Origin of the sequence: Bacteroides sp. MSK.20.82, from assembly GCF_019052485.1 — a bacterium.
GTDB classification, from domain to species: Bacteria; Bacteroidota; Bacteroidia; order Bacteroidales; family Bacteroidaceae; genus Bacteroides; species Bacteroides thetaiotaomicron.
Genome location: NZ_JAHQUN010000001.1, coordinates 68,130 through 93,975, shown reverse-complemented (window position 1 = coordinate 93,975; position 25,846 = coordinate 68,130). Strand labels below are relative to the sequence as shown.

Sequence of the window (25,846 nt, the reverse complement as noted above, 5' to 3'; positions counted from 1 at the left end):
TAAAATAAATCTATCGTATAAACAACAGATTCACGGATATGTTTCACATCAACCATCATAAAATGATTTAGCCCCGGATAGTATCAAAACCTATCCAGGGCTAAAAATTTTATAAACTCAAGATTTATTTTCTAAAAGGTGGCTTCACCACTATTGCCTTCAATTTACGTCCACGCATATCAATACAAATTTCCGTGCCAACTTTGGCATATTCCGGTTTCACATATCCCATACCAATACCAATCTTGCGGGTGGGGGACATTGTTCCGGAAGTCACCACGCCTATACCTTCCCCTTCCCCATTCACGAGTTCATAGCCATGACGAGGAATGCCTCGGTCAATCATTTCAAAACCAACCAGTTTGCGGGTAGTTCCTTCTGCCTTCTGCTTTTCCAGCATCGGACGGTTGATGAACTCCTTACCTTCCACAAACTTAGTGATCCATCCCAATCCAGCTTCAATCGGTGAAGTTTTATCATCCAGATCATTACCATACAGACAGAAGCCCATTTCCAAACGAAGCGTATCACGGGCACCCAGTCCCACCGGCTTGATACCGAATTCTTCCCCCGCCTCAAACACAGCTTTCCATATCGCCTCAGCAGCATCCGGATAGAAATAAAGTTCAAAACCTCCGGCACCGGTATATCCGGTATTGGAGATAATCACATTCTCTTTCCCCGCAAACCGGCCAACGGTAAATGTATAATAAGGAATAGCCGACAGATCGATATCCGTCAACTTCTGCAAAGCAAGAATAGCCTTCGGCCCTTGAACAGCAAGCTGCGCCATATTATCGGAAGAATTCTCCAACTCCGCCCCCTCCGTATTATGAGAAACACACCAGTTCCAGTCCTTTTCTATATTGGCCGCATTCACTACCAGCAGATATTTTTCCGGCTCGTAGCAATATACCAGCAAGTCATCTACAATTCCCCCTTCTTCATTAGGGAAGCAGGTATATTGTATCTTACCGGGAACAAGTGCCGCCACATTATTGGAAGTCACCTTCTGAAGAAAGGCTAACGCTTGCGGCCCTTTCACCCAGAATTCTCCCATATGGGATACATCAAATACCCCGACCGCATTACAAACAGTCAGATGTTCATCAATAATTCCAGAGTACTCGATAGGCATATTATAGCCTGCAAATTCGTGCATTTTAGCACCTAATGCAATGTGTTTCTCTGTAAACGGAGTGGTTTTCATTTTTTGTGTATTAAGTTTTAAGTAATAAATTGATATTCGTGGAATGTAATCACTTGGAAGCTACCAGTTCGGCAATCTTCACAATGACGTTCATTGCCTTCTCCATATTCTGAATAGGAACAAACTCATAACGTCCGTGGAAATTAAGACCGCCGGCAAAAATATTCGGGCAGGGTAAACCTTTGAATGAAAGCTGCGCTCCATCCGTACCGCCACGAATCGGCTTCACATTCGGCTTCACTCCTACCGCCTCCATGGCTGCGAAAGCAGTGTCGATGATGTGCATCACCGGTTCTATTTTCTCACGCATATTATAGTATTGGTCACGTAATTCAAGTGTAGCCGTACCTTCTCCATATTCGGTGTTGACCTGCGCAACCAGACGTTTTATTTCTTCCTTGCGTTTCTCAAACTTGGCACGGTCATGGTCGCGAATGATATAAGACACTGTACTTTGCTCCACATCTCCCTGAATACTGATCAGATGATAGAATCCTTCATACCCTTCAGTCTGCTCCGGTGTTTCCATGGATGGCAACATCGCGATAAACTGATTAGCGACACGAATCGAGTTTATCATCTTATTCTTTGCATATCCGGGGTGTACATTACGTCCTTTAAAAGTAATCTTTGCAGCGGCAGCATTGAAATTTTCAAACTCCAGTTCCCCTACTTCGCCACCATCCATCGTATACGCCCATTCGCAGCCAAACTTCCCGACATCGAACTTATGCGCACCTTCACCGATTTCCTCATCCGGATTGAATCCGATACGAATCTTTCCATGTTTGATTTCGGGATGTTCTTTCAGATAAACGATTGCCGATACAATCTCGGCAATTCCCGCTTTATCATCCGCACCAAGCAGCGTCTTGCCGTTTGTTACAATCAAATCCTCTCCTTTATGATCGAGCAGTTCCGGAAATTGTGCAGGAGAAAGAATGATATTTTCTTCGGCACAAAGCACTATATCCGTCCCATCGTAGCCTTTTACAATACGTGGAGTTACATCTTTTCCTGTCATATCAGGACTTGTATCCATATGAGCGATAAACCCGATAGTGGGTACTTTTTTATCTATATTAGCAGGAAGCGTGGCAAAAAGATAGCCATGTTCATCCAAAGTAATATCTTCCAACCCCAAAGATTCCAGTTCAGTCTTCAGATATTCAGCGAATACCATCTGTTTCGGAGTACTGGGAGTAAGCCCTGTTGATTCATCCGACTGTGTATCAAAGCTCACATACTTCAAAAATCTGTCTACTAAAGTCATATCTATTTTACGATTTAATGATTTGCAATTTACATTTTGATAGTTTATAGTGCCGTAAAGGTAAAAAAAGAGCCGTGAATTGACAAACAATTCACGGCTCTTTTTTCTCAGTATATTACTTAAAAGTGACTGCTACCATCAAAACAATGCGTACACACTTTACATTTCGGCAGCCCGATAGCTTCAATCAAAGTCTCAAGCGTGTTGAATTTCAATGAAGTCAGTCCGAAACGCTCGGCTATGATACTAACCATTTTCTCGTATTCGGGAGACCCCGTAGTGGCGTATTTCTCCAGATTCTTATTCTCATCACCTTCCAGTTCTTTAATAATACGACGGGTAATCAACTCCAAAGCATTCTTAGAAGCCGAGAAACCCACAAACGGACAAGCATAGATCAACGGAGGGCAAGCGATACGCATATGTACCTCTTTCGCTCCATAATCATATAGAATCTTCACATTATCACGCAACTGTGTTCCACGCACAATCGAATCATCACAGAACAGCAGACGCTTTCCCTGAAGCATGGCACGATTCGGAATTAGCTTCATCTTTGCAACCAGCGAACGCATTTCCTGATTGCTGGGTGTGAAGCTACGAGGCCATGTCGGTGTATATTTTGAAATGGCACGATGATAAGGAACTCCTTTACCTTCCGCATAACCCAACGCCATACCTACTCCCGAATCAGGGATACCACAGGCACAATCCACTTCCGATTCGTCCTTCTGTCCCATCTTCATTCCACTGGTGAAACGGACTTCCTCTACATTTTTGCCCTCATAACAAGAGGTCGGGAAACCATAATACACCCAAAGGAAAGAACAAATCTGCATTCCTTCATTCGGTTGGCGAAGCTGCTCGATATGATCGGGATACATGCGTACTATTTCCCCCGGTCCCAGATACTTTTCGATTTCATAATCCAGATTCGGGAAACTGGATGACTCGCTGGTAGCGGCATACGCACCATCTTTCTTGCCGATCACCACCGGAGTACGTCCCCATTGGTCACGAGCCGCGATAATACTGCCATCCTCTGTCAGAATCAGCAGAGAACAAGAACCCTTGATATGTTTGAATACGTTCTCGATACCTTCGGTGAAGGTTCTTCCTTGTATGATAAGCAGTGCGATGAGTTCCGTTTGATTGGTGTTGCTCGAACTAAGTTCGGCGAAGTGCATATTTTGGTTGAGAAGGTCTTCTTCCAGTTCCTGGATATTCGATATTTTAGCGACTGTGACGATGGCGAAGCGGCCGAGGTGGGAATTGATGATAATGGGTTGTGCATCTGTGTCGCTGATAATGCCTATGCCGGCATTGCCTTTAAATTTATCAAGCTCTCCTTCAAACTTGGATCGGAAATATGTACTTTCCAGATTGTGAATGGAGCGAATAAATCCTTTCTCCTGACTATAAGTCGCGAGTCCGCCCCGCTTTGTACCCAGATGTGAGTTATAATCTGTACCATAGAATAAATCAGTCACGCAACTCGATTTCGAGACTGTTCCGAAAAAACCTCCCATGTTGTTCTCTTTATTGATAATGTTTAAAAAAAGATGGCGCAAAAGTACAAAAAAGAATCCATCCGATAAAAAAAGCACTCCGCAAAGTTTTAATTTTCTTTGCGGAGTACTTCTAAATTTTATTAAAAATACAAAGAAGATTGAACAATCGTTTTAGTCGCGTCTCATTTCCATTTCTTAATTGATTTCCGGTCGGATGGAGCTGCTTCGATAAGACTCAATGCAAAACCACCGCTGCGTGCCAGCTTGACGGACATCTTTGTTTTATTCGTAACGATCCCTTTCTTTATCTGATAGGAAGTCGGATTCTTTTCGTAGTCAGCCTCTTTTCCGTCGGCATACAGGGTAGCCACATACTCTTTATCCGGTTCCAGAAAATCAAGAGTAAACGCGGCAGTACGGGAGTTTTCGTCAGTAATACCGCCAACAAACCAATGATTGGTTCCTTTTGCTTTGCGGGCTACTGTAATATAATCCCCCGGTTCGGCTTCCAGATATTTGCTGTCATCCCAGTCCAAGGCTACATCTTTAATAAACTGGAAAGCATCCGGATAACGCTCATAACTTTCCGGCAAATCGGCAGCCATCTGCAAAGGACTGTACATTGTTACGTAAAGAGCCAGTTGTTTCGCCAGAGTAGTACGTACAACGCTATGCTTCCCATCCAGAAAAGAAATTCTCGTGTCGAAGATACCCGGTGTATAATCCATCGGGCCGCCGATCTGCCGAGTGAATGGAAGCAAAGTAGTATGAAAAGGTTTATTACCGGCAAAAGCTTCATATTCCGTCCCCCGTGCCGATTCATTGCCGATCAGGTTGGGATAAGTACGGCATAATCCAGTAGGACGTACAGCTTCGTGCGCATTCACACAGATTTTATAATCGGCGGCTTTCGTCACGGCATATAGATAATGGTTGTTCATCCATTGTCCATAGTGATGTTCGCCCCGAGGAATGATATTGCCAACATAACCACTTTTCACGGCATTATATCCGTTGTCAACCATAAATTGGTAGGCCGTATCCAGATGGCGTTCGTAGTTACGCACGGAGGCAGATGTTTCATGATGCATCATCAGCTTCACCCCTTTCTCTTTGGCATATGCGTTTAGCATCTTCACGTCGAAATCCGGATAGGGAGTGACGAAATCAAACACATAATCTTTTGATTTGCCGAACCAATCTTCCCAGCCTTCATTCCAGCCTTCTACCAATACCTGATCGAAACCATGCTGCGCTGCAAAGTCGATATAACGTTTTACTTTGTCATTGTTGGCAGCGTGACGTCCGTTAGGGCTTGTCTTTGAGTAATCCGTCTGTCCGAGTTTGACGGAATAAACATCATCTGTATATGCCCAACTGCTTTTTCCGGTAATCATCTCCCACCACACACCGATATACTTCACCGGTTTAATCCAAGAAACATCTTGATAAGCACATGGTTCGTTCAGATTCAAGGTCAGTTTGGAAGCAAGGATATCGCGTGCATCATCGCTCACAATCACCGTACGCCACGGAGACTGACAGGGTGTCTGCATATAACCTTTATCTCCCATTGCATCCGGTGTCAGCCATGATTCAAAAATCAGTTTTTTGTCATCAAGATTGAGATGCATGCAGGAATAATCTACCAAAGCGGCTTCGTGCAGGTTAATATACAGACCGTCGGCTGTTTTCATTTGCAGAGATGTCTGCACGCCTGTTGGTGAAAAAGACGTTTGAGAAGCATTGTCGGTAATAGCCCCTTTCATCAGTCCACGGATTTCTGTTAGTCTGGATTCTGTGTAATCATATTCCTGGGTATCATAATCTCCCGGAATCCAAAAGGCAGTATGGTCACCCGTCATGGCAAACTGCGAATGTTCTTCCTTAATAACAAAATAATTCAGATTCTTCTGCTGCGGAAATTCATAGCGGAAACCTAATCCATCATTGTAAAGCCGGAAACGGATGATCATATTCCGGTCCTGCGCCTTCTGATTCAGTGTGACAGCCATTTCATTATAATGATTGCGAATGGATTTCACTTCTCCCCACACCGGCTCCCAAGTTTCGTCGAAGGTGGAAGTTTTTGTATCGATGCACGCAAACCCATTCATCAGTCCCGGATCATTCTTCAACTCAAGTCCCAACTTTGATGGTTTAATCACTCCCTTTCCTTTATAAGTAAGTTCGTATACCGGTTCTCCCTGAACATTGACCGAAAAATCCAGTTTTAATTGTCCGTCAGGAGAAGTGATACTTTCTGCCATTGCCGTTGCACCCATAGAAAAAGAGAGTAACAGACAGAGTACTGCCGTAGTTAATATTTTCATGTTCTTCATGATATAAATGAATTAGTTAATAATCATATGGCAAATGTAGTGAGGAATAGCAAGCGCCACTTCGGATTATAATTAAAATATAGCGTTTCCGAATGTTTCAACACTGATAAATACCTATCAATAAAGCATATACCAAAGTACTTCAACAGAAAAAATATAGTGCTTACATGGAGCAATATAGCACCTTTTCACATCCGACAAACGGGATTTTTCTTTATTTCCCCGCCTCTCTTCAGAAATAAAAAAAATATTTTAATCTCATACTCTCATCCTATGACAACTAATATATAGACAATCAGCACAATACAGAATGAGAGATACTTTTTAAATAGTTATCTCTCATCATTTCCTCATCAAATAGCTTTCTTTTTGACTACCTCTCATTCATATTTCAGTTATCTCTCATTCGTCTCAAAGCCGATAATCCATTGTACTATGGCAAGCCTTACAGAACATGGAACCTACCGCTACTTTGTATATAACATATAGTATGTGGGTATGTATATCATCTATTAATACTGTATTTTTGAAGGGATATTACCATCGTTCCACTCCAGTGCACAGATCTCATCACTCTTGTGAAGAGTTCTCATCACTAGAGTGAACAGACCTGTTCACTCTAGTGGAACGATAAAGATGAAAGGTAGAAAAGATACAAATATAAGCAGGATATCATAGAAAAGACAGTCAGATAAAACACTAACAACCGCCCAATGACAAGGAATACAATATAGTTCAAAATACAATATCCGCATGGGTTCGGATTGAATTATCCTAAAATTTACATCTAATCTGAATACCAGAGACAAAAAAGTTCAAAGTATGCTATGATATTAGCATATAATTGATAAATTTGCAAGCAAAATATCTTACTTTATAACACATAATCTAATATTACTATTATGACACAGCACTTCAGATATACGACATTGGTACTTCTTACAACATTATCTACCGTTTATGCCTCCGCACAGTCTCTGCGAAAATTAATGGAAATGCCTCCGCGCATTATTGAATCGAAATGGGAGCAAACTCCGGAAGGAGGAACAGAATTAAACTATTACAACGGAGACCTGTGCAGTTACTACCTTTTCCGCGAAAATGATCGTTCATACAATTTGAACCCCGGAAAGAACACGGTATTCAGAATAGAGAAAGGCTCCAATGCCAGCAATTCTTTCAAGACTTCAAGCAGGTATATGTTCTTCCGCGGTCAATTCCCCAAAGACTTTCAGATCAGTACTCCTTATGCACTTCCTGTAAAGACCGGCGAAGAAACACAATGGCAGATCGCTCCTCAGGAATCTGCCAAAACTATGATATTCCAAATTCAGGAAGGAGACACCGTCTATGCAACCCGCAGAGGAGTCGCCTGTGCGACAGTGCTGCCACAGCAATTGTTGATATACCACCCCGACCATACCTTTGCCGCTTACCTTATGATGCGTCAAAACTTCATCCAGACGGGTGAAGAAGTCATGACCGGGCAACCCATTGGGATAGCCGGAGTACTCGGAGTATCCATCTCTTATTTTTTTCTTGATAACAATAAATTCGATGCAAACGGCTTCTTAGGTTATCCATATTCTCACTTTACTCCTGTATTCCGCACGGACAAGGGGGATGTAAAACTGGAGGAGAAAACAGCCTATAAATCTGCCACAGATGATGAACTGATTATGCTCGAAATGAGCAAACGTGAAAAAAAGAAATTTCAGAAGCAGAAATACTCAAAATAAAGGGAAACAATATGCGTATATTTTATCTTATCCTCTGTTTCATCTGCCTTTGCGACCTGCTCCATGCGCAGACTGTAAGAATCTCTTATGAAGGCGACCCGCTTACGGACAAAGAACGCCGGAAGATTGAACAGACCCTCCAATATGAAGTCGAATTTTATGCACAATTCGGACTTCCCGATACGCTTAATCTTCAATTGACTGTATTCAACAAAAGGGAAGATGCGCTGGTCTATCTGAACAAATTCAATATACATCCTCCCAAAAGTACAAACGGAATGTATATATCCAGATTACAAAAGGCCATCATATTAAGCAGAGAAAAAGAATACCAACAAGGTCTGGGCGTCATCTATCACGAACTGAGCCATCACCTCACCTTGCAAATCACGGCAGGACGTCCTCCGATATGGTTCAACGAGGGACTTGCCGAATATTTTGAGCATTGTAAAGTTAATAAAAAAGGACTTCAGCACACGTTTACCGATTACGAAAAAGGAAGAATCCGCACTATATATATGTTGGGGGACATTGATCTGCTCACCTTTATCAACAGCCGCCAAAAGGAATTTATGAAGCAGCAAAGAACCGACGAACAATACGCCTATATCCTCTCTCATGCACTCGTCACTTTCTGGATCGAGAAAGTTCCCCGGCAGATATTACGTGATTTTGTACTCTCCTTTCAAAACAAAGATGACTCATCCATTGTTTCCGAACGGATAGATAAGGTTTACACCGGAGGGTTCAAACAATTTGAAAAAGATTTTGAAGCCTTCTGCAAATAGTTTTATCTTTTTTCTATCTTTGCACCGGCTATGGGATTAGCCTTTAACCGCCCTTCGGAGCTGATGATCCCTACAATTTGAATGTATAACTCTTAAATTGTCAGCTTATGCTCAAGACTTTACTCTTTATCGGTATGGGAAGTTTTACCGGAGGCGTTCTGCGTTATCTCATCTCGCGTTACGTTCAGAATTTCTTGACACCTTCCTTCCCTTTGGGAACACTTCTGGTCAATGTACTCGGTTGTTTCGCCATCGGCCTGTTTTACGGACTCTTCGAACGGGGAAATCTGATGAACCCCAATCTGAGAATGTTTCTCACCGTAGGATTCTGTGGAGGATTCACCACCTTTTCAACCTTCATGAATGAGAACTTTCAGTTAATCAAAGACGATAATTTCTTCTACCTCTCACTCTATGTAGGCCTCAGCTTGTTTGTAGGATTCATTATGCTGTACTTGGGATATTCACTTGTAAAACAATAAACATAACATATCTACATCATATGATCAAAAGAAATGCAGCCAAGCCCGTCCGTGTGGCTCCTCCCATGATGGAGGAACAGGAAGTCAGTACAAGCACCTTGCAAGAACTGCTCGAAAAAGAGGAAACCGTCTCAAATCTCATATTCAGCAAAGGAAGAGAAGAGGGAATCAGCAAGTCTTACAAGAGTTTCAAGAACTGCACTTTCCGGAATCAGACATTCAGCGAATGTAAATTCCGTTCTTCTCAGCTGGCAGATATACGGTTTGAGAACTGCGACCTGTCCAATATATCTTTTGCAGAAAGCTCCCTTTACCGGGTAGAGTTCATTGCCTGCAAATTACTAGGAACCAACCTTTCAGAGACGACCATGAATCATGTTTTATTGCATGACTGTAATGCCTCTTACATCAATCTGGCGATGAGCAAAATGAATCAGGTACGCTTCTCGCACTGCCATTTCCGGAACGGAAGTTTCAATGACTGCCGTTTCTCTTCCGTCGCCTTCGACAGTTGTGATTTGGTAGAAGCTGACTTTTCTCATGCTCCGCTCCGTGGAATCGACCTGCGTACTTCGCGCATCGGCGGAATAACACTTAATATCAGCGACCTGAAAGGAGCTGTCATTACTTCCTTGCAGGCCATGGACTTGCTTCCGCTGTTGGGAGTTATTATCGAAGACTAGAATTCTGCCAATTTCATCCATCCGCATTCAAACAAAAAGCATCGTCACATTGTTATCTAATAAGACCGGACTAATGACATCTAGGGAGTATGATTCGAAAGAATACCTATTTATAGTGATTTCCCACTCTCTGTCAAGTCCGTACTTTTGCAAAAATATTATTCAAAACAATAGAAACGATGAAAATAGAAAAAATTGTAGCTCGAGAAATTCTCGATTCAAGAGGTAACCCCACAGTAGAAGTTGACGTAGTATTGGAATCAGGTATCATGGGACGTGCGTCTGTTCCGTCAGGTGCTTCCACAGGTGAACATGAAGCACTCGAACTTCGTGATGGTGACAAGCAACGTTACGGTGGCAAAGGCGTACAAAAGGCGGTGGACAATGTAAACAAGATCATTGCTCCGAAACTGATCGGTATGTCTTCTCTCAACCAAAGAGGAATCGACTACGCAATGTTGGCACTCGACGGTACTAAAACCAAGTCCAATCTAGGTGCTAACGCTATTCTTGGCGTATCTCTCGCTGTAGCCAAAGCAGCAGCCAGCTATCTTGATCTCCCTCTCTATCGCTATATCGGCGGAACAAATACATACGTAATGCCTGTACCGATGATGAATATCATCAATGGCGGTTCACACAGTGACGCTCCTATCGCATTCCAGGAATTCATGATTCGTCCGGTAGGTGCACCCTCATTCAGAGAAGGTTTGAGAATGGGCGCCGAAGTATTCCACGCTTTGAAGAAAGTACTGAAAGATCGTGGCCTCAGCACTGCCGTAGGCGACGAAGGTGGTTTCGCTCCTAACCTCGAAGGTACGGAAGATGCTCTGAACTCTATCATCGCAGCCATCAAAGCTGCCGGATACGAACCAGGTAAAGACGTAATGATCGGTATGGACTGCGCTTCTTCCGAATTCTACCATGACGGTATCTACGACTATACCAAGTTTGAAGGTGCCAAAGGCAAGAAACGTACCGCCGAAGAACAGATCGACTACCTGGAAGAACTGATCAACAAATTCCCAATCGACTCCATCGAAGACGGTATGAGCGAAAACGACTGGGAAGGCTGGAAGAAACTGACTGAACGTATCGGCGACCGCTGCCAGTTGGTAGGTGATGACCTGTTCGTTACGAACGTTGACTTCCTCGCAATGGGTATCGAGAAGGGATGTGCAAACTCTATCCTGATCAAAGTAAACCAAATCGGTTCGCTGACCGAAACTCTGAACGCTATCGAAATGGCTCACCGTCATGGCTATACGACTGTCACTTCCCACCGCTCCGGCGAAACGGAAGACGCAACGATTGCAGACATCGCAGTAGCTACGAATAGCGGACAGATCAAGACCGGTTCATTAAGCCGTTCGGACCGTATGGCTAAATATAACCAACTGCTCCGCATCGAAGAAGAACTCGGTGACTTGGCTGTATACGGATATAAGAGAATCAAATAATCTTTATTCTCTTTTCAGATATCTTTCCCCCGGGCAATGTGTTGTCCGGGGATTTTTTTATATATTTGATGACTTACAAACGACCTGAAGCATTTTGCTACGTATCATATAGTAAACAGGAATAAATAATGATGAATCAGGAAAAAATACAGGAACTGGTCAGCCGAAGTCAGCAGGACGACAAAAGGGCCTTCGCCCTACTGGTTTCAGAATTCCAGCCACTGGTATTCCGACTAGCTTTCCGTTTACTTTGTGATGAAGAGGAAGCCAGAGACATAACACAAGAAACATTTGTAAAAGTATGGTTATCCCTGAAAACGTACAATCAGGAAAACCGCCTGTCAACCTGGCTTTACAAAATCACCTGTAACACCTGTTACGACCGTTTGCGTTCGTTACGCCATTCTCCGCTGGATAATGAATCCGCCTTTTCCGATTCGGTAAATATTCCTTCTGACGATCATATTGAGATATCTCTTTCCAACAAGCAGTTGAAAGAACTGATATTGCGATATACCAACGAACTGCCTCCCCAGCAGAAACTCGTTTTCACGCTTCGGGATGTCGAAGAGTTGGAGGTAGCAGAAGTACAGATTATCACAGGATTATCGCCCGAAAAGATAAAAAGTACCTTGTACCTTGCCAGAAAGAACATACGTAATAAAATGAATCAAATAGATCCCGACTTATGAAACAAGAAGATAAACAGTATGAAAAATGGCTGACCGAAGTCAAAAGTAACCAGCCGATATTGGAAAATCCGGAGGAACTGACCGCTACCATCCTCAACAGAATATCCGGGATCTCACCGGAAAGGAAACGGAGAAAGTTTCTCATAGGAGCATGGGCATCCGGCATTGCCGCCTCATTATTACTCCTGCTATTCATCAATGACACTTGCTTCACTTCTGTCCCTCACCGGACAGAAATGCAAAATGAATATGATAACTGGTCAAACAGCATTCCATTACCTGACAACTGGGAAGAAATGCGACTGCTGGAAAAGAATACTTATCTATCCTCTCAATATATACAACACCGGAAATCCCGGAAGATGCAAATCTTACAAGTCATCAAAAAAAAACGATTAAAATAGACAGAATATGAAAACCAACTATTTCTTAATAACCATGCTACTGTTACTTAGCATGACTTCTTGCAGCACCTATTATCGGATGACTTCACGGGTTGAAAGGGACGGAAGTATGTACAGAGAAATCTATGCACAAGGTGATTCCGCTTTCATCGCAGGAGATAAGACACATAATCCATTTCTGTTTCAACCGAATGCCAACTGGCAATTAGTAAATCTAGACTCTACAATTAAATTCAACTTCTGGGGCGAAGAAGAAAAGCTGAATGTAAAAGCCTGCCAAAAACTCTCCGGAGTAGATGGAGAATACTTCACTGTTGACAAAGGTAAAGAGCATCTGAGTGCCATGGCTATACCTATGGAACGGGTAAAGAAGAGTTTCAGATGGTTCTATACCTATTATATATATACCGCCACTTACAAAGAACTTCAGGACAAAGGTCCTGTACCTCTTGACAATTATCTGAATAAGGAAGAGCAAATGATTTGGCTTCATGGAAACGATGATGCCTTCAGAGGCATGAACGGCATCGAAATGAATGATAAACTGGATAAACTCGAAGCTAAATTCGGAGAATGGTATAACCGCAATGTCTATGAGATCAATTGGGAAGTCATCCGCCACTTCACTTCTTTACAAGGAGATACCGCTTGCCTGCAGTGTCTGGAGGAATTGAAAGATTCTGTCTACAAGAAACATTCGTCAGAAAAAGGCGACAGTATGGGAGACGCTGATATCGAGGAGGTCTGCGGTATGTTTGATAAAGCTTGCAGTACGAAATACTTTTCGGACCTTTATAAAACAAATAAAGAAATGATGGATGCCCTGTGCGAAGAGAAAATCAACATCGCCGAAGTCTTCTATCATGCTATACAATTTGAGTTGACACTGCCGGGCAGACTGCTCACCTCTAACGCCAAAGTTCTGAAAGATAATGTAGTCATTTGGAAAATAGACGGCTTCCGGCTTCTCGCTGGTGATTATATACTTACCGCAGAGTCACGGGTCATTAATTACTGGGCATTCGGGATTACTTTATTCATGATGCTGTTTGTCTTAGGAATTTTCATCAAATTATACAGGAGGAGATCATAAAAGCAGTAACAAATAGCATCGTCGTTTTCAGACTCTTGCAGCAGTCCTCAACCGGATGATTGATAATCATACTGTATAGCAGATAAGCCTTTTCGTTTCATCAAGTAAATCATTCCATTCATCAGATTAATTTGAGTACGCGAAACCATCAGGGTAATTTTGAGGTCAGAAATCAATTAAACTATTTAAATGATGAAGACTCTTAAAATCTATTTCCTGCTTATGCTGCTGATTCAGACAATCAGCATATCCGCACAGTCAGTCATATCGGGTAAAATAACCAATAACGACAGTTCACCCATAGTCGGCGCGACAATATTGTTATCAAACGGTATGGACTCTACCTATATAACAGGGACGACCTCCGACTTGGACGGACGATTTAAAATGATAAATGTCAAATCGGGCAATTACTTTCTTTCCTTGTCAATGATCGGATATAAGAAAGCAAATATCCCCCTGCAGATCAAGGAAAGCATGAATCTGGAATTGGGTGACATTACACTGGAAGAAGATTCTTATATATTGTCTACTGTAAATATAATCGGCAAGCGCCCTCCAATCAAGGCCGAACCGGGAAAGATGACAGTCAACTTATCATCTGCCCTATTGAGTACGGACGGTAATATACTGGATGCACTGAGAAAACTACCGGGAGTAATCGTTCAGAATGACGGAACAATTATTCTTAATGGCAAATCAGGGGCGAATGTTTTAATGGATGATAAAGTGACCTATTTATCGGGAGAGAACCTCATCAATTACCTGCGCTCCATCCCTGCCAGTTCTATTGAAAATATAGAACTGATATCCCAGCCATCATCAAAACACGATGCTTCAGGCAGTTCGGGCATCATTAACATTCAAAAAAAGAAAATCAAAGAACAAGGTATAAGCCTTACAGCTTCCTCCGGTCTGGAACAAGGAAAACATACTAAAGGGAATGAAAACCTGACTCTGAACTTTCACCACAATAAATTGAATATGTATGCCGACTATTCTTATTATTGGGGAAAAGATTTTATAGAACTATCGGTTTCCGGTCATTACCTGGATCCGATGACTTTAAAACCTCTTGAACTGAGAAAAGATTTTGATAGTGATATAAACCGGCAATACAAAGGGCATTATATCAAAACAGGGGTCGATTATGACTTGTCGGAGAAGATAGCCATCGGAACATACTTCTCATCAAGCTGGCTCAATAGGAACAAACAAGAAGTGACTGTATCTGACTTTTTTAATAACGACAAGACTCAAAGCGACTCAACCTTAACAGCGTTAAGCACACCGGACTATAGCTACACCAATATCATAGGGGGAGCGAACATGATATACAAATTTGCGAAAACAGGAAAATGGGATGCTTCTTTTGATTATCAGCTTTTTAATCAAGAGGATAACCATCTGCTGAAATCCTTTTTTCAGACAGGTATTCATCCGGTAAAAGGAGACACATTGTCCGGTATAACCAATGGGGACATTAAAATATACAGCGGACAAACTAATTTGAGCTATGATATCTCTGACAAGTTCGGAATAACCACCGGGCTCAAATCGGTTTTCGTACATATAAGCAGTGATGCCTTATACAAAAACCTGATTGCCGGTGATTGGAGAGAAGACAGTGATCTCAGCAGTAGTTTTGCTTATCATGAGAATATCTACGCAGGGTATCTTCAGCTAAACGCTAAATGGTCTGCCAGATTTTCAACAGAAATAGGCTTACGATTAGAAAGTACATATACAAAAAGCAATTATAATTCAGCCGTTCAGGACTCGGTATTCAACCAAAGCTATGTACACCTCTTCCCTACTTTGATGGTTCAATATCAGCTTTCCGAAAATCATAATTTGTCTATGGCATACAGCCGTCGCATCGTCCGCCCCAATTACAGAAATATGAATCCTTTCGTTGAGGTCAGAGACCAGTTTTTATATGAACAAGGAAATACCGAATTAAGACCAGAACTAATAGATAATATAGAAATCTCATGGCTACTCAAAAAACGATATTCATTCAATGTATTCTACTCTCACAGGAGTGATCCTATCTCGTTAAGTTTTTTAGTCGAAGATAATAACCGTGTCTTACTAATGCCGCAAAATTTATCAGGCAATAACTCATTCGGAGTAAGAGCCGGCTTGAATAACCTAAAACCATTCCAATGGTGGACATCCCATATAAACGGATCTTTAACTTATAAGAAATTCAGTTGGGCAACACTTGGGAAAACACTAAAAAATGAAGTGACAACACCCATGCTACATATCAGCAATCAATTTACATTACCATACGGCTGGGATGCGGAAGCCCTCGGATTTTATAGTGGAGAAATGATTGAAGGACAGACCAGAGTGAAACCTTTATGGACAATATCTCTCGGAGTCCGCAAAAACCTGTGCAATAACAAATTTAGTTTGTATATTTACGCACATGATATATTTCATTCGAACCGCCCCATGTAAGTATGGAGACTAACTATCTGTATTACGCGTCTCAGGAAAAAAACGACAGCAGAATGATAGGCATATCGCTCAGTTATCGTTTCAATCGAGGCAAAGAGATTAAGAAATCTCAGAATGAAAACAGAATAGAAGAAAGTAAACGGATAGGTTTGTAGTATCAAAGATTAAAATAGCAACTAATGAACTTAAAGTACGAATGGATTAACACCCTATTTATAATACTGCCACTTTCCTTGTGCGTATTTATTATTGTAGATATCGCTTATAATGAGCGAATATGGGAACTGGATACTTTTGCCGTAAAAGCACGTTTACAGGCATTGGGCATCACTGTTGCTTACTTCTATCTTTTAAACTATATTTTTAAGCGGGTAGCCCGCTTCTTTATCGACAAAAGCAAAGATGAGAAGAAAGCAAACTGGAAAGAATACGTATGGGTGTTTCTGATAAACTTCGTCTTCCTAAATATCATGCATACATTCATTATGTTTTGCATAACGATGGCCGGGACTTTCAAATGGGGCGAATCGGCATTGATCAATGTGACAGGAGCTCTCCTGGCGTTTCTATATTATATAATGATACGCAATAGAATTTTATTCAAGAGTCTTATCGAGCAAAGCCTTCAATTAGAAAAAGTAAAAGTCGACCAACTGGAGACCGAACTTAAATTTCTGAAATCCCAATATCATCCGCATTTCCTGTTCAATGCTTTAAATACCATCTATTTTCAAGTGGATGAGAATAACAAAGTAGCCAAACAAAGTATCGAGCAGCTCTCCGACCTGTTGCGATATCAGCTTTATGATATAGAAAAGGAAGTGACGATGGAACAGGAAATAAATTACCTGAGATCATATATTGCCTTTCAGCAATTGCGGATGAGCGAAAGGCTTATGTTGGATTTATATTTCGACCCGCAACTAAAAGAGCAAAAAATACATCCTTTATTACTTCAGCCACTGATCGAGAATGCTTTCAAATACGTAAGAGGAGATTACAAAATAAAACTGGAAATCAAAGTTGACGGAAACCAGATTCAGTCTGAGATAAAAAATTCAATATCCTCCTCCCCATCTACTGCCAACAAAAAAGAGAAAGGGATAGGCATTGAGAATTTAAAACGCCGGCTTGACCTTCTGTATCCTGAAAAATACAGCTTAGACTTCAAACAAACAGACCATATGTTTATCGCTAAATTAACCATAAACACTGATTGATATGAAAATAAAATGTATCATTACAGATGATGAACCTATAGCAAGAAAAGGCTTGCGAGGGTATATCGAAAAAGTAGATTTCCTCACCTTGACCGGAGAGTGTGAAGATGCCGTCCAACTAAATACAATACTGAAGACCCAAGAAATAGACCTTCTGTTTCTTGATATCGAAATGCCCGAAATGACAGGTATAGAACTGTTGTCTAATCTAACAAATCCGCCCAAAGTTATTATTGTATCAGCTTATGAACAATACGCCCTAAAAGGATATGAGTTTAATGTAGTGGATTATCTTTTAAAACCTGTATCTTTCGATCGTTTTATCAAATCTGTCAACAAAATCTACGATTTGTTACAAACGGAGCAAAAAGAAAAGAATGATTATATATTTGTGAAGAGCAACAAACTATTAAAAAAGATTCTGTTCAAGGATATTCTCTACATTGAAAGCATGGAAAACTATGTTGTCATTCAGACAGTCTCATGCAAGGAAGTAGTGTATACTACTCTGAAACAACTCAATGATTCATTGCCGAAGGATGTTTTTCAACAGACTCACCGCTCATATATTGTGAATCTTGAAAAGGTTACTGCTATTGACGGCAATCAGCTGACCCTCTCCTCTTACAAAATACCAGTAGCCCGGACCTTCAGAGACAGTATCTTCAACCTGATACTGAATAACCGGCTAATAATCAAAAGCTAAACCGGAGCGACACAGGATATAAAAGAAAAAGCATCCAAGTAAAATACCTGAATGCTTTTTTCTTTCTGAGCCTCTTGTCGGATTCGAACCAACGACCCCGAGATTACAAATCACGTGCTCTGGCCAACTGAGCTAAAGAGGCGGGTGGGTAAGCTTACTATATCGCGCCGCTACAACCAACTACCTTTGCTGCGATCAAGCCCTGGAGGATTCGAAGGGAGCTGGCCGTATAGGACTTACCCGTTTTGCGGTTGCAAAGGTAGGCATTTTTATGGATTCTGCAATAGCTGTAGGTAACTTTTTTGCATAAAAGGAAGTAATACTCTACGTTTCAAGCAATTAAAAATCAAAAAAAATATTCGAGTGCCAACTTTTACTGCTTTATTAACTTTAACAACCATATTCCCTTTACCAACCGATATTATTTGTACCTTTGTGCGCAATTTATTAACGAAGATGACAGAGAACAGAAGCTATTTACAGAAATATGCCATGCACTTTGGCACGTATATGGGAATCTATTGGATATTGAAGTTCATTTTATTTCCGTTGGGATTTCACATCCCTTTCCTTTCACTATTATTTGTAATCCTGACGTTGGCAGTGCCGTTCATTGGTTATCACTACGTGAAGATGTATCGTGACAAAATATGTGGAGGAAGTATCCAATTCTCTCATGCGGTTCTCTTTACCATATTCATGTATATGTTTGCTTCCCTGCTGGTAGCCGTTGCACACTACGCCTATTTCCAGTTCATTGACCACGGCTTTATCATCAACTCCTATATCCAGTTATGGGACGAACTGATGACTAAAACACCCGCTTTGATGGAAAATCAAGAGATAATAAAAGAAACGATAGATACTGCCCGTTCACTTACTTCCATCAATATTACCATGCAACTCCTGTCATGGGATGTATTCTGGGGAAGTTTACTGGCCATTCCTACCGGATTGATGGTAATGAAGAAAGCACGACCGGAAAACAATACCCCGGCCCAATCATAATTCGTAATTCATAATTATTAAAAATGAATATATCAGTTGTAGTCCCATTATTCAATGAAGAAGAGTCACTGCCCGAACTCTACGCTTGGATAGAACGGGTAATGAAAGCCAACGGATTCTCATTCGAAGTGATTTTCGTTAACGACGGAAGTACAGACCGTTCATGGGAGGTAATAGAAAAACTCAAGGCCCAATCGGACTGCGTAAAAGGCATCAAGTTCCGCCGCAATTACGGTAAATCACCCGCACTCTACTGCGGATTTGCAGAAGCACAAGGAGATGTGGTGATCACAATGGATGCCGACTTACAGGACAGCCCGGACGAAATACCGGAGTTATACCGGATGATTACGGAAGACGGATACGATCTGGTGTCCGGATGGAAGCAAAAAAGATATGATCCGCTATCAAAGACACTGCCGACAAAGTTATTCAATGCTACCGCACGTAAAGTATCAGGTATTCCAAACCTGCACGACTTCAACTGCGGTCTGAAAGCCTATCGCAAAGATGTCGTGAAAAACATCGAAGTATATGGCGAAATGCACCGCTATATCCCCTACCTTGCAAAGAATGCCGGATTCCAGAAGATAGGTGAAAAGGTAGTACACCACCAGGCACGTAAATATGGCTCTACCAAATTCGGATTCAACCGTTTCTTCAACGGATATCTGGATTTGATTTCTCTTTGGTTCCTGTCTAAATTCGGAGTGAAGCCGATGCATTTCTTCGGATTATTAGGATCGCTTATGTTCTTTATCGGAATGATCTCCGTTATCATGGTAGGTGTCAGCAAACTGCACGCAATGTACAACGGTCTCCCCTACCGGCTTGTAACCGATTCTCCTTATTTCTATCTATCGCTCACAGCGATGATTATCGGTACACAGTTATTCCTTGCCGGATTCCTGGGAGAACTGATCTCACGTAATGCCCCCGAACGGAACAATTATCAGATAGAAAAGAAAATTTAATTCACGCCCAATAACCGATTATGAAGAATTTAATTCGTATCTTTTTAATAGTAGTAATTGTTGGTGCAGGTATAAGCATCGGCAGTTCGTGTTCGGACGAAAATGATTGCTCGCTGGCGGGACGCCCCATGATGTACTGCACATTGTACACAATTGACGAGATAACCGATCTCAGGGTAAATGACACACTGGACTCATTAACAATTACAGCATTGGGAACAGACTCAATCATTCTCAACAACCAGAAAAAAGTACATACGCTGATGTTACCGTTACGCTATACCAGCGATACTACTGTATTTATACTCTGGTACAATCCGAATAGTCCTACTAACAAAAAAGATGTTGATACATTATATATTATACAAAAAAACACACCGTATTTTCAATCAATGGAATGCGGATATATGATGAAGCAGAACATTCTCAGTACCAAATTTGGAAATACCAAAAATAGTTCGGAAAGAATAGATTCTCTACATATACAAAATAAAGAAGCCAATACAAATGAAATTGAGAATTTACAAATATTCTATAGATATCGCGACCGCACGCCTCCTACGATTGAGTAGTGTGCTACTCCTCTTTTGTATTGGAATCCCGACAATTGCTCAACAACAACGACCGACTCCCGTACAAAAAAGAGACCAGAAGAAGAAAGAGGCTGTAGTCGATACCATCCCGTTTTATAATGGGACGTATGTCGGTGTGGACATATACGGCATCGGAAGTAAAATGCTAGGTGGCGACTTCATGAGTTCCGAAGTCAGCATAGGCGTCAACCTTAAAAACAAGTTTATCCCGACCATCGAGTTTGGTATGGGAGGAACAGATACATGGAATGAAACGGGAATACACTACAAAAGTAAGACCGCCCCATTCTTCCGGATTGGTGTAGACTATAATACGATGGCAAAGAAAAAGGAGAAAAACAGCTATCTATATGTAGGTCTCCGCTATGCGTTCAGTTCATTCAAGTATGATGTATCGACCCTGCCGGTTGACGATCCGATTTGGGGAGGAAGTATCGGAAATCCGAGTCTGGAAGACGACTACTGGGGAGGAAGCGTTCCTTTCAGTCATTTAGGGATGAAAGGGTCTATGCAGTGGTTTGAATTAGTGGTAGGTGTCAAAGTACGCATTTACAAGAATTTCAATATGGGCTGGTCTGTACGCATGAAATATAAGACAAATGCTTCGACCAATGAATACGCCAACCCTTGGTATGTGCCCGGCTACGGAAAATTTAAATCAAATAACATGGGAATTACCTATTCCCTCATTTACAAATTACCTCTTTAAAGAATAATGACAGGACTAGAGATTTGGCTGCTTGCAATAGGCTTAGCGATGGATTGTTTCGCTGTTTCAATTGCAAGCGGTATTATTTTGAAACGTACTCAATGGAGACCGATGCTGGTCATGGCTTTGGCGTTCGGACTTTTTCAGGCTCTGATGCCATTCATTGGATGGATGTTTGCAAAGACTTTCAGCCACCTGATAGAAAGTGTAGACCACTGGATCGCCTTCGCTATCCTTGCCTTCTTGGGCGGACGTATGATTCTTGAATCTTTTAAAGACGAGGACTGCCGTCAGACATTTAACCCCGCAAGTCCGAAAGTCGTATTCACAATGGCGATAGCGACAAGTATCGATGCACTGGCAATAGGCATCTCCTTTGCCCTGCTCGGAATCAACAACTATACCGAAATCCTCTCTCCTATCCTTATCATCGGATTCGTATCATTCGTCATGTCGCTCATTGGCCTTTACTTCGGTATCAAATGTGGTTGTGGATGTGCACGGAAATTAAAGGCGGAATTATGGGGCGGCATCATTCTAGTCGCTATCGGATTAAAAATATTGATAGAACATCTATTCTTACAATAATAAGCATTGGTTCCTCTAATAAAAAAAACAGAAAAACGTATGAAAACAAAAAAGAGTTTCCTTTGGCTGGCCTTCCTCATCTTGGCAACGATCTGGATATTAGCCAGACGTAACCAAAAAGCAGAGTTTAATACCGCCAGTGGTTTTGTGTTTGGGACAGTATACAAGATCGCGTATCAACATGACGCTGATCTGAAACCGGAGATTGAAGCGGAATTAAAACGTTTCGACCAGTCTCTCTCACCGTTCAATGACAGTTCGGTCATTAGTCGCGTCAATCGCAACGAAGAGTTGGTGACAGACAGCTTTTTCCAAACTTGCTTCAACCGTTCTATGGAAATCTCCCGTGAAACAAAAGGAGCTTTTGACATAACGATAGCCCCTCTTGCCAATGCCTGGGGATTTGGCTTTAAGAAAGGCGCCTTCCCTGATTCATTGATGATAGACAGCCTGCTACAGATTACCGGTTACGAAAAAGTGAAGCTGGAAAACGGAAAGGTAGTCAAGCAAGATCCGCGTGTAATGTTAAGTTGCAGTGCGGTTGCAAAAGGCTATTCGGTAGATGTAATAGCCCGTCTACTCGATCGGAAAGGAATCAAAAACTATATGGTAGATATAGGTGGTGAAGTAGTAGTAAAAGGTAAAAATGCGACAGGAGATCTGTGGCGTATCGGAATAAACAAGCCGTACGACGACTCATTAGCTGTTAAGCAAGATATACAAGTAGTACTCAACCTGACAGATTTAGGTATGGCTACTTCGGGAAACTACCGCAACTATTATTATAAGGATGGCAAAAAGTATGCTCATACCATCGACCCCAGAACAGGTTATCCGGTACAGCACAGTATCCTATCTTCTACTGTGATTGCCGAAGACTGTATGACGGCTGATGCTTTGGCTACCTCTTTCATGGTAATGGAACTGGAAGAAGCCGAAAAATTCTGTAAAGCAAATCCTATGATCGATGCCTACTTTATATATAGCGGCGAGAATGGAGAGTTTAAGACTTACTATACGGATGGTATGAAACGATATATGCCTGATGCCAAATAGAAAAATGCTTTGCAAATAAGCATATAAACGGAGGCTCCATTTCATACGAATAGAGCCTCCGTTTATATAAAACAGCACCTCTGTTGAAGCCAAACGAAGCCTCTGTTTCAGAGTGGCTGAAACAATTATTTCATAAACACAAAATAAACAGCTGCAATCAGGCAAACAAATGCTGCCAGATGGTTCCAGTGCAATGTTTCTCCCTTAAAGAAAACAGTGGTAAAAACAGTAAATATAATCAAAGTAATCACCTCTTGAATCACTTTCAACTGCATCAGCGAGAATGGACCGCCATTCCCGACAAAGCCGATACGATTCGCCGGTATTTGACAAGAATATTCAAAAAATGCAATAACCCAACTAAAGGTAATCACACCTATCAACGGAAGAGCAGCAAACCAAGAATACTCTTGTTTCATCTTTAAATGCCCATACCATGCAAAGGTCATAAAGACATTGGATACAATGAGTAATAAAATTGTATAGAAACCTTTCATCTTATTATATACTAAAATTAGTAATTATCAGTCTATTTTATCCGGCAACAATTCTTCCTGCACATTCGTCATGCTCCCCCACAAGCTGTAGCGAGCTTCCGGATTCATCGCTTCCAACTGTCGCAGAATACCCTTCATATCACTTCGGCTGGACTGTGATTCATAAGGACAATTCTTCACTTGTTTCCGGTAGTCATGCAATGCAGCCAGTTCAATCAGATCAGCCTCGTGCACCATACACATCGGTCGGATAATTGTCATATCAAATTTCTTCATCACCAAGCGAGGCGGCATCGTACTGAATGCCCCCTGATAAGTAATGTTCATCAACAATGTTTCCAAAATATCATCCATGTGATGTCCTAAAGCAATCTTATTGCATCCTTGCTCCTTGGCAACCGTAAACAGAGCTTTCCGACGATTCCAGGAACAAAGAAAGCAGGGAGACTTGCGCGTATCCGTAGCAGGATCAAAGGACGTTTCGTACTGCACAAAAGGCACTCCAAAAGAGTCACAATATGCTTTCAGATATTCAGTATCACTTTGGTAAGGAATATTATTCATCACCACATGGACAGCTATCACAGAAAACCGAGGCTTATAAATACGCGCCCGCTTGCCCAGCAACTCTACAAGTGCCAACGAATCTTTCCCGCCCGACAGTCCGATAAGGATTTTGTCCCCTTCTTCTATCAGTCGATACTGCACCACTCCTTTATTGAATCGCCGTTCAATACGGCGGATCGTCTTCTCTTCTTCCGTAAATTGTGTCATATCTTCAAAAATCGGCTGCAAAAGTAAGCGAAAAGAATGATTTAAAGAAGAATTAACATAATAGAATCTCTGAAAAAGGGTTTATTTCTAATAAATTTGTACTTTTGAACAATTGATGCATGGATTAGTGAATAAAACAATGAAAAGAAAATATATTCTATTTATAATTTGCAGTTTCTTCCTCGGAGGAGTATCTGCACAAACATTGGAACAGGCACGCACCTTATTTACAAAAGGTGACTACGAACAAGCCAAACCCGTATTTCAGAAATATGCCAAATCTCAACCATCCAATGGTAACTACAGCTATTGGTACGGTGTCTGCTGCCTGAAAACCGGAGAACCGGAAGAAGCCGTGAAGTATCTCGAAACCGCTGTAAAAAGACGGGTAGCCGGTGGACAACTCTATCTGGGACAAGCTTACAATGATACTTATCGTTTCGAAGATGCAGTCAACTGCTTTGAAGAATATATCGCCGACCTCAGCAAACGCAAAAGATCGACGGAAGAAGCTGAAGCTCTATTGGAAAAGAGCAAAGCTGACCTGCGTATGCTCAAAGGAGTAGAAGACGTGTGCATTATTGACAGTTTCGTGGTAGATAAAGCAAATTTCCTGAGCGCATACAAGATCAGTGAAGAGTCTGGCAAGCTATTTACATTCAACGAATTCTTCCAGACCGAAGGAGATCATCCGGGAACAGTTTATGAAACAGAAATCGGTAATAAAATCTATTATAGCGAAAAGGGAGAAAGAGGCAATCTGGATATATTCTCCAAAAATAAATTACTGAATGAATGGAGCAACGGTCGCCCGTTGCCCGGCAGCATCAACGAATCCGGAAACGCCAACTACCCGTTTGTTTTATCGGATGGTGTTACTATTTATTATGCAACCGATGGCGAAGGACTGGGAGGATATGATATTTTTGTCACTCGTTACAACACAAATACGGACTCTTATCTGACGCCGGAAAATGTGGGAATGCCGTTCAATTCACCTTATAATGATTATATGTACGTCATCGACGAATACAATAATCTGGGTTGGTTTGCCTCCGACCGTTTCCAGCCCGAAGAGAAAGTCTGCATCTATGTATTCATTCCTAATTCGTCTAAACAGACTTATAATTATGAGGCGATGGACCCGCAGCAGATGATCCGTCTGGCACAGATTCATTCGCTGAAGGAAACTTGGAAAGATGAAAATACAGTAACGGAGGCACTGCAACGTCTGAAAGAGGCAATCAATCATAAGCCACAGGAACGTCGTGTGGTTGATTTCGAGTTTGTCATCGATGATAGCACGACCTATTATCAGTTGAGTGACTTCAAATCACCCAAAGCAAAGCTACTGTTCCAAAGTTACCGGCAACTGGAAAAAGATTATCTGCAACAGGAAGATAAACTGAACGGTCTGCGCCAGCAATATGCAAGCGCCAATCAACAAGGAAAAGAAAAACTTGCTCCCGCAATCCTTGATCTGGAAAAAAGAATTCTGCAAATGAATGAAGAGCTGGATGCTCTTGGAGTAAGTGTGCGTAATGCCGAAAAAACAAAATCAAAATAATACAGAGT

Annotated in this window: 24 protein-coding genes, 1 tRNA gene and 1 riboswitch; of the genes, 18 read left to right on the top strand and 7 right to left on the bottom strand. The window is 41.6% G+C overall.

Translation table 11 applies throughout. From position 1 onward, the window contains the following. Positions 1–124 precede the first annotated feature (124 nt). From gcvT to KTR07_RS00445, 4 genes are all read right to left on the bottom strand, one after another. The gene (gene gcvT, locus KTR07_RS00460) at positions 125–1,210 is read right to left on the bottom strand and encodes a glycine cleavage system aminomethyltransferase GcvT (protein WP_113748683.1); all 1,086 of its coding nucleotides are present in this window, start codon (positions 1,208–1,210) and stop codon (positions 125–127) included. 49 nt (positions 1,211–1,259) lie between these two features. Beyond that, positions 1,260–2,483 (bottom strand): peptidase T, encoded by a 1,224-nt coding sequence (gene pepT / locus KTR07_RS00455; RefSeq protein WP_113748684.1) that lies wholly within the window; start codon positions 2,481–2,483, stop codon positions 1,260–1,262. 119 nt (positions 2,484–2,602) lie between these two features. After that, a complete protein-coding gene (locus KTR07_RS00450) occupies positions 2,603–4,012 on the bottom strand; it encodes an amidophosphoribosyltransferase (protein ID WP_008764741.1) in 1,410 nt (469 codons plus the stop codon). A 164-nt stretch (positions 4,013–4,176) separates the two neighbouring features. Further along, on the bottom strand, positions 4,177–6,336 hold the full coding sequence (locus tag KTR07_RS00445) for a glycoside hydrolase family 97 protein (protein ID WP_008764740.1): 2,160 nt from the start codon (positions 6,334–6,336) through the stop codon (positions 4,177–4,179). A gap of 902 nt (positions 6,337–7,238) precedes the next feature. Here KTR07_RS00445 and KTR07_RS00440 point away from each other — a divergent pair. From KTR07_RS00440 to KTR07_RS00390, 11 genes are all read left to right on the top strand, one after another. After that, entirely contained in the window at positions 7,239–8,075 is an 837-nt protein-coding gene (locus KTR07_RS00440) for a hypothetical protein (RefSeq protein WP_008764723.1), read from the top strand. Positions 8,076–8,086: 11 nt separating this feature from the next. Next, positions 8,087–8,863, top strand: a complete 777-nt coding sequence (locus tag KTR07_RS00435) for a hypothetical protein (RefSeq protein ID WP_008764722.1) — start codon at positions 8,087–8,089, stop codon at positions 8,861–8,863. 17 nt (positions 8,864–8,880) lie between these two features. Continuing rightward, a riboswitch (Fluoride riboswitch) is annotated at positions 8,881–8,943 on the top strand. A gap of 27 nt (positions 8,944–8,970) precedes the next feature. Next, on the top strand, positions 8,971–9,345 hold the full coding sequence (crcB, locus tag KTR07_RS00430; protein ID WP_008764721.1) for a fluoride efflux transporter CrcB: 375 nt from the start codon (positions 8,971–8,973) through the stop codon (positions 9,343–9,345). 20 nt (positions 9,346–9,365) lie between these two features. Next, positions 9,366–10,028, top strand: a complete 663-nt coding sequence (locus tag KTR07_RS00425) for a pentapeptide repeat-containing protein (protein WP_008764720.1) — start codon at positions 9,366–9,368, stop codon at positions 10,026–10,028. 179 nt (positions 10,029–10,207) lie between these two features. After that, positions 10,208–11,488, top strand: coding sequence for a phosphopyruvate hydratase (eno, locus tag KTR07_RS00420; RefSeq protein WP_008760327.1), 1,281 nt, complete (start codon positions 10,208–10,210; stop codon positions 11,486–11,488). Between the two features lie 128 nt (positions 11,489–11,616). Further along, positions 11,617–12,180 (top strand): RNA polymerase sigma factor, encoded by a 564-nt coding sequence (locus KTR07_RS00415; RefSeq protein WP_008764719.1) that lies wholly within the window; start codon positions 11,617–11,619, stop codon positions 12,178–12,180. Beyond that, positions 12,177–12,584 carry a hypothetical protein gene (locus KTR07_RS00410; protein ID WP_008764718.1) on the top strand — a complete coding sequence of 136 codons (408 nt, stop codon included), beginning with the start codon at positions 12,177–12,179 and terminating at the stop codon, positions 12,582–12,584. The genes KTR07_RS00415 and KTR07_RS00410 overlap by 4 nt, the downstream gene beginning before the upstream one ends. Positions 12,585–12,591: 7 nt before the next feature. After that, positions 12,592–13,677 carry a hypothetical protein gene (locus KTR07_RS00405; RefSeq protein ID WP_008764717.1) on the top strand — a complete coding sequence of 362 codons (1,086 nt, stop codon included), beginning with the start codon at positions 12,592–12,594 and terminating at the stop codon, positions 13,675–13,677. Between the two features lie 189 nt (positions 13,678–13,866). After that, positions 13,867–16,146, top strand: coding sequence for an outer membrane beta-barrel family protein (locus tag KTR07_RS00400; RefSeq protein ID WP_254306522.1), 2,280 nt, complete (start codon positions 13,867–13,869; stop codon positions 16,144–16,146). A gap of 179 nt (positions 16,147–16,325) precedes the next feature. Then, complete coding sequence (locus KTR07_RS00395) at positions 16,326–17,366, top strand: sensor histidine kinase (RefSeq protein ID WP_008764715.1); 1,041 nt, start codon at positions 16,326–16,328, stop codon at positions 17,364–17,366. Position 17,367: 1 nt separating this feature from the next. Then, entirely contained in the window at positions 17,368–18,072 is a 705-nt protein-coding gene (locus KTR07_RS00390; protein WP_008764714.1) for a LytTR family DNA-binding domain-containing protein, read from the top strand. Between the two features lie 68 nt (positions 18,073–18,140). On the opposite strand, the gene KTR07_RS00385 is transcribed toward KTR07_RS00390, so the two are convergent. After that, positions 18,141–18,214: transfer RNA gene (locus tag KTR07_RS00385), tRNA-Thr, on the bottom strand. Between the two features lie 314 nt (positions 18,215–18,528). On the opposite strand from KTR07_RS00385, the gene KTR07_RS00380 reads away from it, so the two are divergent. Genes KTR07_RS00380 through KTR07_RS00355 form a run of 6 tightly spaced genes read left to right on the top strand, consistent with a single transcriptional unit; the run spans position 18,529 to position 23,000 of the window. Next, the gene (locus tag KTR07_RS00380; RefSeq protein ID WP_008760323.1) at positions 18,529–19,080 is read left to right on the top strand and encodes a DUF4199 domain-containing protein; all 552 of its coding nucleotides are present in this window, start codon (positions 18,529–18,531) and stop codon (positions 19,078–19,080) included. 23 nt (positions 19,081–19,103) lie between these two features. After that, positions 19,104–20,054: a glycosyltransferase family 2 protein gene (locus KTR07_RS00375; RefSeq protein ID WP_008760322.1), complete on the top strand. Its 951-nt coding sequence runs from the start codon at positions 19,104–19,106 to the stop codon at positions 20,052–20,054. Positions 20,055–20,074: 20 nt separating this feature from the next. Further along, positions 20,075–20,626, top strand: coding sequence for a DUF6452 family protein (locus tag KTR07_RS00370; protein ID WP_011109333.1), 552 nt, complete (start codon positions 20,075–20,077; stop codon positions 20,624–20,626). Then, positions 20,562–21,356, top strand: coding sequence for a DUF6048 family protein (locus KTR07_RS00365; RefSeq protein ID WP_008764712.1), 795 nt, complete (start codon positions 20,562–20,564; stop codon positions 21,354–21,356). Before KTR07_RS00370 ends, KTR07_RS00365 begins: the two co-directional genes overlap by 65 nt. A gap of 6 nt (positions 21,357–21,362) precedes the next feature. Continuing rightward, positions 21,363–21,944, top strand: a complete 582-nt coding sequence (locus tag KTR07_RS00360; protein ID WP_008764711.1) for a manganese efflux pump MntP family protein — start codon at positions 21,363–21,365, stop codon at positions 21,942–21,944. A gap of 39 nt (positions 21,945–21,983) precedes the next feature. Continuing rightward, the gene (locus KTR07_RS00355; protein ID WP_008764710.1) at positions 21,984–23,000 is read left to right on the top strand and encodes an FAD:protein FMN transferase; all 1,017 of its coding nucleotides are present in this window, start codon (positions 21,984–21,986) and stop codon (positions 22,998–23,000) included. Between the two features lie 125 nt (positions 23,001–23,125). Here the strand turns inward: KTR07_RS00355 and KTR07_RS00350 are convergent, their stop codons facing one another. Further along, positions 23,126–23,497: a DMT family protein gene (locus KTR07_RS00350; protein ID WP_008760318.1), complete on the bottom strand. Its 372-nt coding sequence runs from the start codon at positions 23,495–23,497 to the stop codon at positions 23,126–23,128. 27 nt (positions 23,498–23,524) lie between these two features. Continuing rightward, positions 23,525–24,271, bottom strand: a complete 747-nt coding sequence (locus KTR07_RS00345; protein WP_008764709.1) for an ATP-binding protein — start codon at positions 24,269–24,271, stop codon at positions 23,525–23,527. 139 nt (positions 24,272–24,410) lie between these two features. Between KTR07_RS00345 and KTR07_RS00340 the strand changes: the two genes are divergently transcribed. Then, on the top strand, positions 24,411–25,838 hold the full coding sequence (locus tag KTR07_RS00340) for a tetratricopeptide repeat protein (protein WP_008764708.1): 1,428 nt from the start codon (positions 24,411–24,413) through the stop codon (positions 25,836–25,838). The last annotated feature ends 8 nt before the right edge of the window (positions 25,839–25,846 follow it).